This is a genomic window from Citricoccus sp. I39-566 (genome assembly GCF_031432995.1).
GTDB lineage: Bacteria > Actinomycetota > Actinomycetes > Actinomycetales > Micrococcaceae > Citricoccus > Citricoccus nitrophenolicus_A.
This window is the reverse complement of the sequence record NZ_CP133842.1, coordinates 612266-629352: the sequence shown is the minus strand read 5'-3', so window position 1 is coordinate 629352 and position 17087 is coordinate 612266. Positions and strand designations below refer to the sequence as shown.

Sequence of the window (17087 nt, the reverse complement as noted above, 5' to 3'; positions counted from 1 at the left end):
GGCAGGCGGTGGCGTCCGGGCCAGGCGGATCAGTTGGCCAGGCGTACCGGCATCACCAGGTACCGGTAGTCGTCCTGTTCAGGTGCGTCCGGTTCCTGCTGGGCGGTCATCAGCGCCGGCTTGGGGGCTGTGGTGAAGGAGAACCGGACGTAGGGGGAGTCGATGACGTTCAGGCCCTCCGCCAGGTAGGAGGGGTTGAAGGCCACCGTGATCTCATCGCCCTCGAGTCCCGCATCGAGCAGCTCGTTGGCCGAGGCGTCGTCCCCGGCGCCGGCATCGAGGGTGACCTGCCCGTCCGAGAAGACCATGCGCACGGCGGTGTTCCGTTCGGCCACCAGGGCCACGCGCCGGACGGCCTCCACCAGGGAACCGGTGGGCACCACGGCGTGGATGGGGCTGGACTCCGGGAACAGGGCCCGGATCTTCGGGTACTCGCCGTCCACGAGCAGGCTCGTGGTGCGGCGTCCGCCGGAGGCGAAACCGACGAGGTCGGAGGGGGCGGACTCCTTCGGCAGCCGCAGCTGCAGCTCTCCGCCGCCGGACAGGGACTTGGCCACCTCCGTCAGCGTCTTGGACTTGACCAGCAGGGAGGTGGAGATGGACGGGTCAGCGGGAGACCAGTTCAGCTCCTTCATCGCCAACCGGTACCGGTCCGTGGCCAGGAAGGTGATGCGGTCGCCCTCGATCTCCAGTTTCACGGCGGTGAGGATCGGCAGGGTGTCGTCCCGGGAGGCGGCCACCGTCACCTGGGCCACGGCGTGCGCGAAGGCCTCTCCGTCCACGGTGCCGGCGATCTCCGGCATCTCGGGCAGGGACGGGTAGTCCTCGACCGGCATGGTGGCCAGGGCGAAGCGTGAGTTGCGGCAGGTGAGGATGACCTTCGTGCCGTCCGTCTCCACGGTGACGGGCGCGGCCGGCAGGGAGCGGACGATGTCGTTGAGCAGGCGGCCGGAGACCAGGATCTTGCCGGGGGTCTCGATGTCTGCCTCGATCTCCAGCTGGGCGGAGGTCTCGTAGTCGAAGCTGGCGATGGAGACCAACTGGTCTTCGGCGGTGATCAGCAGACCGGACAGCACCGGCACCGGGGGGCGAGGGGACAGGGAGCGTGCGGTCCAGGAGACGGCGTCCGTCAGGATGTCTCGCTCAACGGTGAACTTCACAGAAGTTTCCGCCTTTCTCGTAGACGGCAGGTGATGGTGGTCGACGTCCTCCGGATACCCCCGCCGGGCATCCTTCGTACACACGCCGATGCCGTGTGCTGTGTCAGCTTACCGTGACTCGCCGGGGGGATGAATGTTGGCATTTTCGGCTTGGATGTGGTTGGCGATGTGGTTCGAGAGGCGGTCGCCGTCGTCGGGATGGCCGGAGGGTGAATGTTCTTGGGATTCATTCTTAACAGGGGTCAGTAGTGTTAATAAGTCCTGTGGATACTGTGGATAACCCCCTCCATCCCAGTGCCGCGGCCCTTCTGCCTGTGGACCCCGTGGTGGACGCCGCCCGCAGTGGCTGTGCACGGAAGGTGAACAACCGTCGGCGGCCCTTCCCGTGGATTCACAGGGAAGCGTGTAGTTATCCAGAGAATCGCCCGAGTGGTCCACTTAAGTGTCCACAGGGTTGTCCACAGCTGTGGGTTGCCCCGTGGGAGGGGAGCCCAACGGCCTGTGGATATCTGTGGACCACTGTGGAGAACCCGGACGGGGGACGCCGATGTCGGGGTTCTGGCTGTGGAAGGACCTTGCCGTTAAGGTTCAAGCCTGTGGCCCGGAGGGGACCGTCAGCGGGCGCGCTGCTGCTGCTTGATGCGGTTGGTCAGTTCGGTGACCTGGTTGTAGATCGTCCGGCGTTCGGCCATCAGCTCGCGGATCTTGCGGTCGGCGTGGATCACCGTGGTGTGGTCGCGGCCGCCCAGCTCCTGGCCGATCTTGGGCAGGGACATCTCCGTCAGCTCGCGCAACAGGTACATGGCGATCTGGCGCGCCGTGACGAGTGTCCGGGTGCGTGACTTGGAGGTCAGCTCCTCCATGGTCAGGTTGAAGTACGAGGCCGTCTCATTGAGGATGGTCGGCGCCGTGATCTCGTGGGCGTCCTCGTGGGTGATGAGGTCCCGCAGCACCTGCTCGGCCAGCTGGATGCCCACGGGCTGCTTGTTGAGGGAGGCGAAGGCCGTGACGCGGATCAGCGCCCCCTCGAGCTCGCGGATGTTGGTGGAGATGTTCGAGCCGATGTACTCCAGGACCTCCGGCGGTGCCGTGAGCCCCTCGGCCTCGGCCTTCTTCCGCAGGATGGCGATCCGCGTCTCCAGATCCGGCGGCTGGATGTCCGTGATCAGCCCCCACTCGAAGCGCGACCGCAGCCGCTCCTCAAAGCCGGAGAGCTGCTTGGGGGGCAGGTCCGAGGTGATCACGACCTGCTTGTTGTTGTTGTAGAGGGTGTTGAAGGTGTGGAAGAACTCCTCGACGGTGGCTTCCTTGTCCGCCAGGAACTGGATGTCATCGATCAGCAGGATGTCCACGTTGCGGTACACCTGCTTGAAGCTGGCACCCTCGTCGTGGCGGATCGAGTTGATGAAGTCGTTGGTGAACTCCTCGGAGTTCACGTACCGTACGCGCAGCCCCGGGTACAGGTGCCGGGCGTAGTGGCCGATCGCGTGCAGGAGGTGGGTCTTGCCCAGGCCGGACTCCCCGTAGATGAACAGGGGGTTGTACGCCTTGGCGGGTGCCTCGGCCACGGCATTGGCGGCGGCGTGGGCGAAGCGGTTCGAGGACCCGATGACGAAGGTCTCGAAGTGATAGCGCGGATTGAGCCGGCTGGTCTCGTCCGAGGTCGACGGCGGCGCCGGCGCCGGCGCGGAGGACCGGGCCGGGGTGTGGGGCGAGGCGGCCGAGCGGGCGCGTGGTGCCTCGCGGACGGGGGTCGGGGCGGAGGGCAACGGCGACTCCTCCAGCACGGGGGACACCAGGGATGAGTCGATGGAGTAGGCGCACAGGATCTCGGTCCGGAACACGTTCTCGAGAGCCTCGGCCAGGGGATCCTTGAGCTGGTTCTGCAGGACCTCACGCGTGAGTTCATTCGGTACGGCGAGCAGCAGGGTGCTGCCGATCAGTCCCTGGGGCTGGGCGAGGCCGACGTGCCCGAACTGGCGTGGGGTCACCCGGTGGTCTTCCTCGAGGGTGCGGACCACCTTGCGCCACGAGCTGCTGACAGCCTCATCTGCAACCATGGGGGCTGGGGTCCTTCCGTTGGCGTCCGTGGCGAGTCTACCGGCAATCCACAGAGTTATTCACAGGCAGTGGATAACTCCGGGCAGGGTACCTGCCGGGATGCCGGCCCGACCACCGGCGGGGTAATTTGACCCCGATGGGGCGCTATCCCTAAACTTGATTGGTCCCCGCGGGACTGTTCAACCGTGCTCTGAAACCTTCGCTCCGTGCGGATCGAGCACAGGGCACAGTCAGCCAGCGGACACCGTCAGGCCCACCCGGAAGTGGGCCGGTGTCCCTTCGCGGGGAAGTCCTAGTCAGAGCGTCTACCGGTTCTTCCCCCAGGTACAACGGGTCCGGGCGCATACACACGTTGTGGAGAGATCAAAGTGAGCAAGCGGACTTTTCAGCCGAATAACCGCCGCCGGGCCAAGAAGCACGGTTTCCGTGCCCGGATGCGTACCCGCGCCGGTCGCGCCATCCTGGCAACCCGCCGTACCAAGGGCCGCACGGAACTGTCCGCCTGATCCGGCCTCCGGCCGATCAGCCTTCAGCGGACCACACGGCGTGCTGCCCCGCGCGAAACGGGTACGCACCCCCGCGGATTTTTCCCAGACACTGCGTTCCGGTGCCCGGACAGGGCGCCGGAACGTTGTCGTGTCCGCACACCTCTCCGAGCCCACGAACACCGAGGCCGCAACCGGGCCGGTGCGCGTGGGCTTCGTCGTCTCCAAGGCCGTGGGTAACGCCGTGGTCCGCAACCGCGTGAAGCGCCGACTCCGGGCCGCCGTGGCCGAGCAGCTCGATGGCCCCCTGTCCGGTCACCCCGGCGGGACCGTCGTGGTGAGGGCCCTGCCGCCGGCGGGGACTGCCGACTGGACGGAGCTCAAAGGGGATCTGGACTCCGCCCTGGCCGGTGCCCTGCGGAAGGCCGCCGGCCGCCGTCGTTCCCCGAAGGACGCCGGAACATGACCGTCCAGTCGCCCTTCATCACCCGGCCCGGGGCCGTGCAGTGGAATGCGCTGAGGGCACTGCCGTCCACCCTGCTCGCCTGGGTGCTCATGATCTACCGTGCGGTGATCTCGCCGCTGTACGGCCCCGTCTGCCGGTTCTTCCCCTCCTGTTCGGCCTACGGCCTGGAGGCCGTCCACGTGCACGGGGCGGTGAAGGGCTCGCTCCTCACGGCTCACCGGCTGGCCCGCTGCCATCCGTGGGCGAGGGGCGGCGTTGACGCGGTCCCGCCCGGCCGCAGGATTTGGCCGCCGGGGCGTCAACCCAAGATCATTGACCTAAACCATCCCGTCATCCCACCGGATCCTCCGGCTGAACAGTAGGAGATCATGGACTTCTTCCAAATCATTCTCTGGCCCTTCAAGTGGGTGATGTCCTGGATCCTGGGTGCGGCCCACACCGTGCTGGACTGGATCGGCATGGATCCCAACGGCGGGTTCACCTGGACACTCTCGATCATCCTGCTCGTGGTCATCGTCCGCAGTGCGCTGATCCCGCTGTTCGTAAAGCAGATCAAGTCGCAGCGGGCCATGCAGGCCCTGCAGCCCGACATCCAGAAGCTGCAGGCCAAGTACAAGGGCAAGACGGACCAGTTGTCCCGTCAGGCCATGGCGATGGAACAGCAGGCCCTGTTCAAGGAGCACGGGACCAGCCCATTCGCCGCCTGTCTGCCGATGCTCGTGCAGATGCCGTTCTTCTTCGCGCTGTTCCAGATCCTCACCGGAGCCGGCGCCGCCGCGGAGCGCGGCGAGGGCGAGGCCGCCCTCAGCGCCGAGCAGATCCACTCCTTCGGAGAGGCCATCTTCCTCGGGGCTCCGATGCAGGACACGTTCCTCGGGTCCATCGGCGAGAACATGAACGTGGCGGTCATCATCGTCTCGGTCGTCATGATCATCCTGATGTCCGGCTCGCAGTTCTTCATGCAGAAGATGCTGATGAGCAAGAACATGTCCGAGGCGGCCATGACCGGGCCCTTCGCCCAGTCGCAGAAGTTCATGCTCTACATCCTTCCGCTGGTGTTCGGCATCGGCGGCATCAACTTCCCCATCGGTGTGCTGATCTACTGGACTGCCACCAACTTCTGGGCCGTGGGACAGCAGATGTGGATCATCCGGAACAACCCCACCCCGGGGTCCCAGGCCGAGCGCGAGCTGAATGAGCGCCGCGCCGTCAAGGGCCTGCCTCCCGTGGGCAAGGCCGCACAGGAGGCCGCCGCGAAGGCGGAGGCCGAGGCCGCCAAGCCGCAGCAGACGGGGCAGCGTCACCAGCCGAAGCGCAAGTCCAAGAAGAGGAGATAGCCGTGACCGATGCATCAGCCATCCCGTCCGAGGACGCCCCGGGCTCCGGAGAGAGCACCGATCAGACCATCGATCCGACCGTGAGCCCTACCGAGGATGCCGCTCGCGCCGCTGTTGTGGATAACGCTGGGGATAAGGCTGGAGACCCTGTGGATGACGGTGTTGACGGAGCCCCTGCGCAGCAGGACTCCTCCGACGCCACGAACGCCGCCCCCTCGAGCGCACGTCGCCTGGAGGAGGAGGGCGACATCGCCGCCGACTACGTCGAGGAGCTGCTGGACATCTCCGACCTGGACGGGGACATCGACATCGAGGTGCGCAACGGCCGGACCTACGTCTCGGTGATCGCCGCGGAGGGCGATGATCGCCTCCGGGACCTCGTGGGTCGGGACGGCAAGGGACTGGAAGCGCTGCAGGAGCTCGCCCGGCTGGCCGTCCTCTCGGCCACCGGGGTTCGCTCCCGGTTGGTCCTGGACATCGCCGGCCACCGGGCCGACCGGTCCACGCAGTTGGAGGGGATCGCCCAGGAGGCCATCGACTCCGTCCGAGGCGATGGCGAGCCGGTGCACCTGAAGCCCATGGGGGCCTACGAGCGCAAGGTGGTGCACGATGTGATCTCCGAGGCAGGACTCGTGAGCGCCTCCGAGGGCGAAGGCCCGCGCCGGCACGTGGTGGTCTCCGCCGGTGAGTGACGAGTCCTCCGCCCCCCAGCAGTCCCACGAGCCCCCGCTGTTGGAGGGCGCGCTGCGCACCGCGGCCGAGGAGCTGTTCGGGCACCGTCTGGACCTGGCCGTACGGTACGTGGAGCACCTGTCCTCCACCGGCATCGAATGGGGTCTCCTGGGGCCCCGTGAGGTACCGCGGCTGTGGGAGCGGCACGTCCTGAATTGCGCCGTCGTGGGAGACCTCCTTCCGGAGGGGGCCCTCGTGGCTGACGTCGGCTCCGGCGCCGGCCTGCCCGGCCTCGCCTTGGCCCTGGCCCGCCCTGACAGCCAGTTCATCCTCATCGAGCCGCTGGAGCGTCGCGTCGCCTGGTTGGACATGGTGGTCGACGACCTCGGCCTGGAGAACGTGGATGTGGTGCGGGCGCGCTCGGAACAGGTCGTCGGCAACATCGCCGTGGACATCGTGACGGCACGTGCCGTCTCCGCACTGAAGTCCCTCATCCCGCTGACCGTGCCACTGCTGCAGGGTTCGGGTGAGCTGCTGGCCATCAAGGGACGCAGTGCCGGTGAGGAGATCGCTGCCGCCGCCAAGGTCCTGAAGAAGTTCAAGGGCTCCGCCCCGGTGATCGAGACCGTGGGAGCGGATCTTCTGGAGGAACCGACCACCGTGGTCAGGGTGCGCGTGGGTCCCCGGCGCTGACCAGTAGGCTGGAGTGGCTGCATCCCACGGCGACAGGATGGTCCCGCCGTCTATCAACCTCAGGAGGTTGTTTCCTTGACCAATGAGTCGGATGTTTCACGGGAAACCGTCCCCGGTGATGACCCGTCGGTGATGGATGACCTGGAGACCCCGCTGGCACGGGAACTGGCACAGGAGAACCGGCGGCGGGACAAGCTCAAGGGCCGAAGGCTCCCCGCCCCGGAGAAGACCCGCATCATCACGGTGTCCAATCAGAAGGGTGGGGTGGGCAAGACCACGACCACCGTGAACCTCTCGGCCGCCCTCGCGCGGGCCGGCATGCAGGTCCTGGTCGTGGACATCGATCCCCAGGGCAATGCGTCCACCGCGCTGGCCATCCCGCATAACTCCGAGGTGGACAGCGTCTACGACGTGCTGATCGACGAGTACCCGATGGCCGAGGTGGTCAGGCCCTGCCCGGACGTGGACGGGCTGGTGGTGGCGCCAGCCACCATCGACCTCGCCGGCGCCGAGATCGAACTGGTATCCCTCGTGGCCCGCGAGCAGCGGCTCTCCCGCGCCCTCGACGAGTACTTCAGCTATCGCGAGAAGCAGGGGCTTCCGCGGATCGACTATGTCTTCATCGACTGCCCGCCGAGCCTGGGACTGCTGACGGTCAACGCCTTCGTGGCGGCCAACGAGGTGCTCATTCCCATCCAGACGGAGTACTACGCCCTGGAGGGGCTCTCCCAGCTCCTCAACAACATCAGGATGATCCAGAAGCACCTGAACTCCGCGCTCGAGGTGTCGACGATCCTTCTCACCATGTACGACGGGCGAACCAACCTCTCCACCCAGGTGGCTGCGGAGGTCCGGGAGCACTTCCCGGAGGAGGTCCTGAATGCCGTGATCCCCCGGAACGTCCGTATCTCCGAAGCGCCGAGCTTCCAGCAGACCGTCCTCACATATGACCCACAGTCCTCCGGTGCCTTGTCGTATCGTGAAGCGGCTACCGAGATCGCTGACCGGGGCCAGGCCAAAGGCCGCTAGTTCCTGCGACCAAATCGAGGACGATTCAGCTGAGGTGAGTTGAGTCTGTCGTTTTAAGGGCATCTGTCCCTCCGGTTTCGCGTGAACCGCCGTGTCTTGGGTAGCGTCTACCCGTTCTGGCACTACTGAGTGCCGAGGCCGGGGAGGGAACCATGAGTCGGGGAATGGCGGTTCGGCCTTACTGCGTGTTCGACCGCTAGAGATTTCCCGCGGTGCACCCCGTTTCACGTGAAACACTGGCGGTGCACGTCGATTCACGGATGTACAGGCCAACCGCGGCACGAATGTCTCGGCACGTCGGCGCCCCGTAGATCTATCCAATACAGCGACCTCCTGCCGCGAGGACCCGGCAGGGTCTTCGATCCCGCGACGTGGTTTCACGTGAAACGTCCATGGGCCAGCCCGGGCCTGCAACCGCCCGGAGATTCCGTGATCGATTGAACCTCCATGCACGTGAGCCGACGTGTACCGAGGGGCATACCTCCTGCTGCCCTCTGTCCCGGGGGTTGAGCCGCGCCGCGACAGGGGGTCGGAATCTGCAGCGAAGCACGCGGCGGGGATGTCAGGTTCCAGTCACCCTTCGGCTAGTCGAGACGAGCCGCGGAGTCCTCGTCAGTATGAGGCGGTCCTGCTTGAGTCTGCCCTCCCATGCCTGCACATGACCGATACGGGCCTCGTCATGGGGTGAGCCCCGAGCATGGTGGATGCCACACTGGACATCGCAGTTTGCCAGGTCGATGGGCCAGACCAGCTACGTGCCTCGGAATGCCGCTCTCGTGCAAGCATGAGGTCGCCCGAGCAGGCGAACACGCCGCCGACAGGACCCGACATCGTCCTTCCGTTCGGCCGCAATTGCACTTGCTGGAACTGGCCCACCTCCTGATGGGTCCGATGAAACTAACCGGACAGCCATGATTCATCGGGTTTCACGTGAAACCTACTCACCGGGTGAGCAACCCGCGGGGCCGACCTGCCGCGCCTGGCTGGTCACTCAGTGCTGGCCGTGGAAGCCGTTTCACGTGAAACCGAACCGGGCATCCGTCGGCTAGGCGCCCTGCTGATCCCCCGGGGCACGTCATGGTGATGGGCCCGAAGACAGTGCCCGGTTCGTCAGGTAGGCAGTCTGTCCCTGAGCCTCCTGGGTGCGATCGGGATCGCCCGCCTGCCTCTTCTGATCGACACTGTCCACCACCGTTGGCTGATATGCCAGGACGGAGAATTCAGTTCACCGTGCTGCACGGTCACGCGGGTGCCCGTGCCACTACAGATCGTTCGCCGACGGTGACGCCGTGGTGGAGAAGCCTGTCCTCCTCGTCGAAGACCCTCGAAGCCCTCCATGGATGCCGCGCCAGTTGATCGGACGGCGGGTGTCGTCGGCGACGCGGAACAGGTTCCAATCCCCCTCGGGCGCACCGCTGACTGCAGTTTCACGTGAAACAACAGTAGACTGAGGGGCGTTGTTAGGCCGCGAGTGAGGAGTTTGTGTGAAGAAGAACCGACGGGGTTTAGGCCGTGGCATTGAGGCCCTGATTCAGAGCACCGCTCCGGAGCAAGAGGCCTCCGATGGCATCGACGCCACGGATGCCACCCTGTCGTCCGGTGCGACAGGTGTGGCCGACTCGACCGTGACCACGTCTGCCCTATCAGAATCAACTGCTCAGCGGCGAACTGACGCTCCGGTCGAGCGGGCCGCGTCCCGCAACCGCACGCCCGCCGAGGCAGTAAAATCCACCACCTCAGAGCCCGTGTCGGCGTCGACGCAGACGGACGAGTCGGCCGACACCGCTCCGCGGGACATGCCTGACGACAGCAGCGAAGACGCACGGGGGTCGGCAGATCGCCCAGACCTGATGAGCCGGTACCTCAGCGGTCGCTCCTCCGCTGGTGACACCACCGTCGTTCCACGTGAAACACGACGACCGGTGGACGTGTTCTTCCCGGATCGACGGGCGGGCGAGAATGTCGACCTCGTCGGTCCGGGGCCCGGTCAGCGGCGTCCCCGTAGTCGACCGAGTATGCCCTCTCTTCAGCCCTCGACGGCCTCGGGCACGACGAAGGCGAACGGCAACACGGGCAGAGACGTACGTCGACAACTCGATCAGGTTGAGCCAGCTGTGGACGGTACCGCACCGAGCGAGCAGCAGCTGCCCTCGGAAACCAGCGCGCCACAGGAAACGGGGTCCACCACCCCAGCGACCGGACGATCGATGGGATCGTCCGGTGAGGCTGAACTGCGGTCGATCCCGGTGGCAGACATCCATCCCAATCCTCGTCAGCCCCGAGACGTCTTCGATGAAGACGACATGGATGAACTGGTCGCCTCCATCGGCCAAGTGGGTGTGCTCCAGCCCGTCGTCGTCCGTCAGGTGGAGGGACCCTCGCCGTTCGAGCTGGTGATGGGTGAGCGTCGGTGGAGGGCCAGCCAGCGGGCAGGGCTGACCGAGATCCCGGCGATCGTGCGGCATACGGCCGACACGGACCTGCTCCGGGACGCCCTGCTCGAGAACCTGCACCGGAGCCAGCTCAACCCCCTGGAGGAGGCCGCCGCCTACGAGCAGCTGCTGGAGGACTTCAACTGCACGCAGGATGAGCTGTCCTCGCGCATCGGCCGGTCCCGCCCACAGATCACCAATACCCTCCGCCTGCTGAGGCTCCCCCCGCTGGTGCAGCGCCGGGTGGCCTCTGGAGTGCTCTCGGCCGGCCATGCCCGTGCCCTCCTGTCCTTGGTCGATCCGGCAGAGATGGAGCGATTGGCGCAGAAGGTGGTCTCGGAGGGGCTGTCCGTGCGGGCCACCGAGGAGCTGGTCTCCCTCCAGGACGGGGTGCGCCAGGTGAAGCCCCAGTCGAGGAACAAGAGGACCGATCGCCATGAACGACTCGACTATCTGGCGAACTCGCTGACGGACCGCCTCGACACCACGGTGAAGATCACGCTCGGCGCACGGAAGGGAAAGATCGCGATCGACTTCGCCTCCGTCGATGACCTGAACCGCATTATGGACCTGATCGGCCAGTCAGAGGCAAACGGCGCATAAGGTCTATACGCCAATAGCCCATGAGAAACGCCTCGGAAGACATGGGCTGGAAATGAAATGGCCCCGATCCTGATGGATCGGGGCCATTCCAGCTTGAGCGTGTCAGCGGTCAGGACTCACTTGAGGTACTCGGCAAACTCCGTCTCCAGGACCTGCTTCGGCTTGGCCCCGATGGAGGTGGCGACCTTCTCGCCACCCCGGAAGACCATGACGGCGGGGATGCTGGTGATGCCGTAGGTGGAGGCCGCCTGGGGGTTGTCGTCCACGTTGAGCTTGGCCACGGTGATCTTCTCCGAGTGCTCGGTGGCCATCTCCTCCAGGATGGGGCTGAGCATGCGGCAGGGGCCGCACCACTCGGCCCAGAAGTCGACGAGGACCGGCTTGTCCGAGTTCAGGACCTTCTCCTGGAAGTCCTGGTCGGTGACGTCAATGGTGCTCATGGTTCCTCCTGATGGGTTGATCGGGTGTGCGGGCCGGGGACTAGACAGCGCTGGCTGCCAGCTCCCTGACATCCGCGAGGTAGTGCTCCACGTCCTGCGCTGCGATACAGCCGCTGCCGGCCGCTGTGATCGCCTGCCGGTACGTGGGGTCCGTGACGTCGCCTGCGGCGAAGACGCCAGGCAGTGAGGTGCGGCTGCTGGGGTGCTCAACCTGGACGGTGCCGTCCGGGTTCAGCTGCAGCTGGTCCTTGACGAGCGTGGTCCGAGGATCGGATCCGATGGCCACGAAGAGGCCGGTGACGTCCATGGTGGATTCCTCGCCGGTCTTCAGGTTCCGCAGGTTCAGGGTCTTGAGCTTCTCCTCGCCCTGCAGCCCGGTGACCTCAGTGTCCCAGACGAAGCGGATCTTCTCGTGGGCGAGGGCGCGCTCCGCCATGGTCTTGGAGGCGCGGAGCTCGTCACGGCGGTGGATGACGGTCACCGTGGAGGCGAACTTGGTCAGGAACAGTGCCTCCTCCATGGCCGAGTCGCCACCACCGACCACCGCGATGTTCTGATCGCGGAAGAAGAAGCCATCACACGTGGCGCACCAGCTCACACCGTGGCCGGAGAACCGCTTCTCGCCCTCGACCCCGAGCTCGCGGTAGGCCGAACCGGTGGAGAGGATGACGGAATGGGTCCGGTACACCGTGCCGTTGCCCAGGGTCACCACCTTCGGGGTCGCCTGCAGATCGACCTCGGTGACGTCCTCATACTGGACCTCGGCGCCGAAGCGGGTGGCCTGCCGCTCCAGGTGGGACATGAGCTCCGGCCCCAGGATTCCCTCGGGGAATCCGGGGAAGTTCTCCACGTCCGTGGTGTTCATCAGCTCGCCGCCAGCGGTGACGGAGCCGGCGACCACGAGGGGGTTCAGATTGGCGCGCGCCGCATAGATGGCGGCGGTATAGCCTGCCGGACCCGATCCGATGATGACGACGTCCCGGACGGCGTCGGTGGACTCTACAGCCTCGGTCACGGTGATTCCTTCACGGTAGGCAATGGGGACTCTGATGGATGGAACACCCCCCGGGAAGAACCTATTCCAAGCGCGCTCGCGCGGGGCCGGTGCCGATCCCCATCCTAGGCGGGCCGGACCCGCGCTGCGCCCGCCCGTTCCGCCTGGCGGATCCACGCCGCCGGACCGGCACCGCTATTCGACGGAGACCTCTGCGATCCGCAGGCCGTAGGGCAGATTGCCCGAGGCATTGGACAGCTGCGGCAGCTCGGTGAAGTTGATGATGACGTACTGCGCCTCGGCGGGACCACCCTCCCCGGCCGGGACGGGCACACTGACCTCGGGCCCCGTGAAGGAACCCTCCGCGATCTGGGTGGCGCCGTCCAGGTCGGGCGAGTCGTTGAGCAGGACCGAGAACGAACCGCCGCTGCCGTTGTTCTGCGTGATGTCCACCTGGGAGATCCCACTGGGCTCCTCCAGCTCAACCACCAGGGCCATGTTGGAGGCATAGCCGCCGAAGGCCGGCTGGGCGAAGGAGTAGGTCTGCCAGGCAGTGGCGGGGTTGCCGTCCACGGCGTTGGGCAGGGTGTTGTCCGTCTCCGCGCTCAGGGAGGGATCGTCGGGGACCACGCGGGTCGCGCCGGCGATGACGGGGTCCGGGAGTTGCGAGTCCGGGGTGGCGTCCTCTGAGGTGCCCTCGGAGGGGCTCCCGGGCGCACTGGAGGATTCCCCGCCGGCCTCCGGGCTACGGTTGTTGCCGAGGATGTTGAACGCGAAGACCGCGCCGAGGATCAGCAGTAGGACCAGGATCCCGCCGACCAGCCAGCGCGCACCGGTGGGCTTGTCCTCCTCGTCCTCCTCGTAGTGGTCGCCGAACTCGGCGTCCTCGTCAAAGTCGCCATCAGCATCGTCGGGGAAGCGGCCACCGTGGTGCGGCTGGGCGGAGCGGGCCGTCCCTCCCGGGGCATCGCCCGCTGCCGCGGCGGCCGCCGCACCTCCTGCACTGCCGGTCACCGTACCTGCCGCCAGTCCTGCGTCCACGGCACGGTCACGCTCGGGCTCCTCGTCCCAGAGGGTCACCTTGGGCCGGTCGGCGGCGCGCTGCTGCCGCTCCTTCTCCGAGCGGGGACCGTGGCGCCCCACGGCCGGGGACGCGACGGCGGCCGTGGGGGTCTCGTCTGTCGTCGGACCGTCGTCTGTGGACCGGTCGGTGGTCTGCTGTTGACCCTGGCCGGAGTCCTCGTCCGGAGACTGCTCCGGAGTCGGGTCTGTGTCAGGCGCAGCGTCTCGGTCCGGCTCGGAGTGCTCCTCCGCGGAGGGGGCCGCCTGGCCGCGGGAGACGGTCACCTCGTCCTGGGCGCCGGTCCACTCATCGTCATGGACCGTCTGGGGAAGGGGCTTGGCCTCCTCCCGGCGCACCGCGGAACGGTACGGATCGTGCTCGCTGGGCGAGCCGGCGTCGTGCTCCTGGCCGTCCCGGACCGAAGCGGCACCCGCCGAACCCGCTGCTCCGGCGGCGGCCCCGCCGGTCACGGCGTCCCGGGCGGCGTCCTCGGAACCGATCCGCTGGCTCAGACGTTCCGAGATGCCGCGCAGGAACTTGGGACGGCGCTTCCCCGTCTCCTCCTCGACGTACCCGTCATCCAGGTCCTCGTAGTACTCCTCATCGTCCTCGTAGACGTGGGGTTCATACGTGCGGGCCTCGCCGAAGATCTCGGAACCGAGGGTGTCGGTGTAGAACGGCTCCACGTAGACCTGCTGCTCGCGCGTCATGTCCAGCAGTTCCTCGGCCGCCGGATTGCCGCCGGCAATGAGGTAGGTCCGGCCCTCGCTCAGGCCGAGGTCCAGGACCTGGACGGTGCCCTGGCGCTCACCGGTCGCGAGCTCCCGGGCCGAGGCGGCCACCTGCGAGGCATGCGCGGCGGAGGCCACGAGGATGGAGACGTCACGGTTGAGGACCTGGTCACGGCCATCCAGCACCATGTCCTGATCGGCGGACGTCAGCACATGTCCGGTGACGAGGTAGCGGCCTCCGAGGACCATCCCCTCTTCAATGGGCTGTGGCACGGTGTTCCTCCAGGTCGGTGGCCCGGATCCGTGGATTCGTGGTGGCCGTCCGGGTGGACGGTGGTGCCTGAGGGCGCCACTGCCGGCAGCGGCGGGCCACGGACGGGCCGGGGTGCGGTCGGGACCATGCTACGGCCGTCAGCGCGCACTCCGGCGGTGAACCGCCGAACGGGTCCGCAGGAAATTACCGGGCCAGCCCGGGAATCCGGCGGGCCAGGGGCCCCAGGAAGTCGGCGAGCTCGGGCAGGCGCATGGCCCGCAGGAGCAGGAAGTACACCACCGACATCACCACCCCGACCACGGCGCAGCTGACCAGGGAGGTGATGATCGAGACCCAGGGGAAGCCGCCCGAGTAGCCGCCCATCAGCCACAGGACCAGGGCGCCGGCGGCGCCGGCCACCAGGGCGGCGACCCCGGTCCTGATGTAGGTGTCCAGCACCTGACTGGAACCGTAGTCGCCGTAGTGACGCCGGACCAGGACGTGCATCCACACGAACTGGACCACGTGCAGGAGGGTGAAGACCGAGACCATCAGGTAGGCCATGGACCAGGCCGGCATGAAGATCGAGGCCGCATAGGCGATGACGAGGGTGCAGGCGGCGATGCCGACCTGCACGAACATCGGGATCCGGGCGTTCTCCGAGGCGTAGAACAGCCGCGTGAGGTAGATGTGCGCGGAGCGGAAGGGCATGCCCAGGGCCAGCAGGATCAGCAGCTGCCCGATCGCCACGCCGGAGGCCGTGGCCGTGGCCGAGGAGCCGCCGAAGATCCGCCCGAGAGGTCCGGCCAGCACGAGGATCGCGACCATGGCGAACATCATCGGCACGGCGAAGCTGCGCAGGCCTCGGCTGACGGTGGCCAGCGCCCCGGGGACGTCGTCCCGGTGCAGGGAGCGCGTCAGCTGGTTGAACAGCACGGTGGCCAGGGACAGCACGAACACGGAGTGCGGCAGCACGGTGATCAGCTGGGCCGTGTTCAGGGCGTAGAGGCCGGGGATCGAGGCCTCGACGGCGGCCGGGTCCAGTCCCTCGAAGGGCCCGCCGGCCCCGGCGGCCTCCCCGATGGAGTCGCGCGCCTCCGTGGCGCCGGAGACCAGGCGGGCCACGAGCAGGTTGATGACGTTGCCGGCCATCATGGTGACCAGCGTGTAGCCGGCGAGCCTGCCGGTGGAGCGCAGGCCCATGCCCCTCCAGCCGAACCTCGGCCGCAGCCCCAGGCCGAGCCGGCTGAGCGGGACGAACAGGATGAGCGCCTGGACCACGATGCCCAGGGTGTGTCCGCCGGCCAGCAGCACGGTCTGGGCCGTGCTCCACGCGGCCAGCTGGTCCCCGCCGGCCTGGTAGGAGCCGAACATCACCAGGTACAGGCCGATCACGCCGATCGCCACCACGTTGTTGGCCACGGGGGCCCACATGTAGGCACCGAAGCGTCCGTTGGCGTTGAGGACCTGGCCGATCACCGCGTACACGCCGTAGAAGAAGATCTGCGGGAAGGTCCAGAGCGCGAACGCGGTGCCCAGGGCGAGCATGGGCTCCGACCAGTTGCTCGTGAGCGCCACCATGATGGGCGCGGCGGCAAGGGTGATGACGGCGGTGGCACCGGCCATCACCAGCACGGCCAGGGTGATCAGCCGGGAGGTGTAGTCGGAGCCGCGGTCCGGGGCCCGGGCCGCCTTGATGAGCTGCGGGACCAGCACCACGTTGAACACGCCGCCGGCCAGCAGCATGTAGATGATGTTGGGGATCGTGTTCGCTGATTCGAAGATGTCCGCGGCCATGGCGGTGGAGCCGATGGCGACGGCCAGCAGGGCGGTCCGGACGAAGCCGAGGATGCGGGAGACCAGGGTGCCCGCCGCCATGATGGCGCTGGCCCTGGCGGTGCTGTCCCGCACGGCGGCGGGGGCGGTACCGGCATCCGACGCACCGGTGCCCTGTCCGCGGTCCGGGGTGTCCGGCGTCGTGGTGGGGGTGTTCTCCTTCACCGCGCGGAATCCGGCAGGTCCGGGAATCCGTCCACGTGCTCGGGGAGCACGTCCCGGGCCAGGTCCACGATCCGCCGCTCGTTCGGGAAGGACAGCTTGGCGTTCAGCACGTCCAGGCCCACCCAGGCGACGTCCACGGCCTCGTGGTCCGGGTCGTTCTCCGTGGTCAGCTCGCCCCCGGTGGCCTGCAGCAGGTAGTGGTGCACGGTCTTGTGCACGCGGTGGCTGGACACCGTGAACCAGTAGTCGATGGATCCGAGGGAAGCCAGGATGTCCCCGGCGATGCCGGTCTCCTCCTCCACCTCGCGGATGGCCGCCTCACCGTGCGTCTCCTCGCCCTCGGGGTGGCCCTTCGGCAGGCACCACTCCAGACGGCCGCCGCGGTTGTACCGGGCGATGATGGCGACCTCGAGCCGGCCGCCGACCTTGCGCACCACCAGCCCACCCGCGGAGACCTCCTCCACGGTGGGCAGGGACCCCTGCGGGGTCTCCCCGGCGCCCGGGGCCCCGGGGCGCCGCGGCACCCGCCGACCCACCGATGCGGTGAGCGGGGTGCGCTTGGGGGCGCTCGGAACGGGATGAGCCATGCATTCCACTGTAGCGGGCCGAACCGGAACCGCATCGCGGCGGCACCGCCGGCCGGGCGCCGGTTGTCCGCAGGAGTCCA

The 17087-nt window shown here is 67.4% G+C and carries 15 protein-coding genes; 8 read left to right on the top strand and 7 right to left on the bottom strand.

The genetic code is table 11. The annotated features are described in order from the left end of the window. Positions 1 to 29: 29 nt before the first annotated feature. Together dnaN and dnaA are read right to left on the bottom strand one after the other, a co-directional pair. Positions 30 to 1160, bottom strand: a complete 1131-nt coding sequence (gene dnaN, locus RE421_RS02960; protein WP_309814084.1) for a DNA polymerase III subunit beta — start codon at positions 1158 to 1160, stop codon at positions 30 to 32. Between the two features lie 614 nt (positions 1161 to 1774). Further along, positions 1775 to 3220 (bottom strand): chromosomal replication initiator protein DnaA, encoded by a 1446-nt coding sequence (gene dnaA / locus RE421_RS02955; RefSeq protein ID WP_309814080.1) that lies wholly within the window; start codon positions 3218 to 3220, stop codon positions 1775 to 1777. 369 nt (positions 3221 to 3589) lie between these two features. On the opposite strand from dnaA, the gene rpmH reads away from it, so the two are divergent. The 8 genes from rpmH to RE421_RS02915 all read left to right on the top strand — a co-directional run bounded on the left by rpmH (position 3590) and on the right by RE421_RS02915 (position 10938). After that, positions 3590 to 3727: a 50S ribosomal protein L34 gene (rpmH, locus tag RE421_RS02950; protein ID WP_115932474.1), complete on the top strand. Its 138-nt coding sequence runs from the start codon at positions 3590 to 3592 to the stop codon at positions 3725 to 3727. A gap of 40 nt (positions 3728 to 3767) precedes the next feature. Next, entirely contained in the window at positions 3768 to 4172 is a 405-nt protein-coding gene (rnpA, locus tag RE421_RS02945; protein WP_309814074.1) for a ribonuclease P protein component, read from the top strand. Continuing rightward, positions 4169 to 4534, top strand: coding sequence for a membrane protein insertion efficiency factor YidD (gene yidD, locus RE421_RS02940; protein WP_309814071.1), 366 nt, complete (start codon positions 4169 to 4171; stop codon positions 4532 to 4534). The genes rnpA and yidD overlap by 4 nt, the downstream gene beginning before the upstream one ends. 6 nt (positions 4535 to 4540) lie before the next feature. After that, entirely contained in the window at positions 4541 to 5509 is a 969-nt protein-coding gene (gene yidC, locus RE421_RS02935; protein WP_309814069.1) for a membrane protein insertase YidC, read from the top strand. 149 nt (positions 5510 to 5658) lie between these two features. Then, a complete protein-coding gene (locus tag RE421_RS02930; RefSeq protein ID WP_309814065.1) occupies positions 5659 to 6201 on the top strand; it encodes a R3H domain-containing nucleic acid-binding protein in 543 nt (180 codons plus the stop codon). 37 nt (positions 6202 to 6238) lie between these two features. Further along, on the top strand, positions 6239 to 6874 hold the full coding sequence (gene rsmG, locus RE421_RS02925) for a 16S rRNA (guanine(527)-N(7))-methyltransferase RsmG (protein ID WP_309817038.1): 636 nt from the start codon (positions 6239 to 6241) through the stop codon (positions 6872 to 6874). 132 nt (positions 6875 to 7006) lie between these two features. Continuing rightward, positions 7007 to 7903 (top strand): AAA family ATPase, encoded by an 897-nt coding sequence (locus tag RE421_RS02920; RefSeq protein ID WP_309814062.1) that lies wholly within the window; start codon positions 7007 to 7009, stop codon positions 7901 to 7903. A 1850-nt stretch (positions 7904 to 9753) separates the two neighbouring features. Next, a complete protein-coding gene (locus RE421_RS02915) occupies positions 9754 to 10938 on the top strand; it encodes a ParB/RepB/Spo0J family partition protein (protein WP_396134626.1) in 1185 nt (394 codons plus the stop codon). 116 nt (positions 10939 to 11054) lie between these two features. On the opposite strand, the gene trxA is transcribed toward RE421_RS02915, so the two are convergent. The 5 genes from trxA to RE421_RS02890 all read right to left on the bottom strand — a co-directional run bounded on the left by trxA (position 11055) and on the right by RE421_RS02890 (position 17007). Continuing rightward, complete coding sequence (trxA, locus tag RE421_RS02910; RefSeq protein WP_309814060.1) at positions 11055 to 11378, bottom strand: thioredoxin; 324 nt, start codon at positions 11376 to 11378, stop codon at positions 11055 to 11057. 40 nt (positions 11379 to 11418) lie between these two features. Beyond that, complete coding sequence (gene trxB, locus RE421_RS02905) at positions 11419 to 12393, bottom strand: thioredoxin-disulfide reductase (protein WP_309814057.1); 975 nt, start codon at positions 12391 to 12393, stop codon at positions 11419 to 11421. Positions 12394 to 12567: 174 nt separating this feature from the next. Continuing rightward, positions 12568 to 14439 carry a hypothetical protein gene (locus RE421_RS02900; protein ID WP_309814055.1) on the bottom strand — a complete coding sequence of 624 codons (1872 nt, stop codon included), beginning with the start codon at positions 14437 to 14439 and terminating at the stop codon, positions 12568 to 12570. A gap of 184 nt (positions 14440 to 14623) precedes the next feature. Further along, complete coding sequence (murJ, locus tag RE421_RS02895; RefSeq protein ID WP_309814052.1) at positions 14624 to 16420, bottom strand: lipid II flippase MurJ; 1797 nt, start codon at positions 16418 to 16420, stop codon at positions 14624 to 14626. Next, positions 16417 to 17007: an NUDIX hydrolase gene (locus RE421_RS02890; protein ID WP_309814043.1), complete on the bottom strand. Its 591-nt coding sequence runs from the start codon at positions 17005 to 17007 to the stop codon at positions 16417 to 16419. The genes murJ and RE421_RS02890 overlap by 4 nt, the downstream gene beginning before the upstream one ends. Positions 17008 to 17087 lie beyond the last annotated feature (80 nt).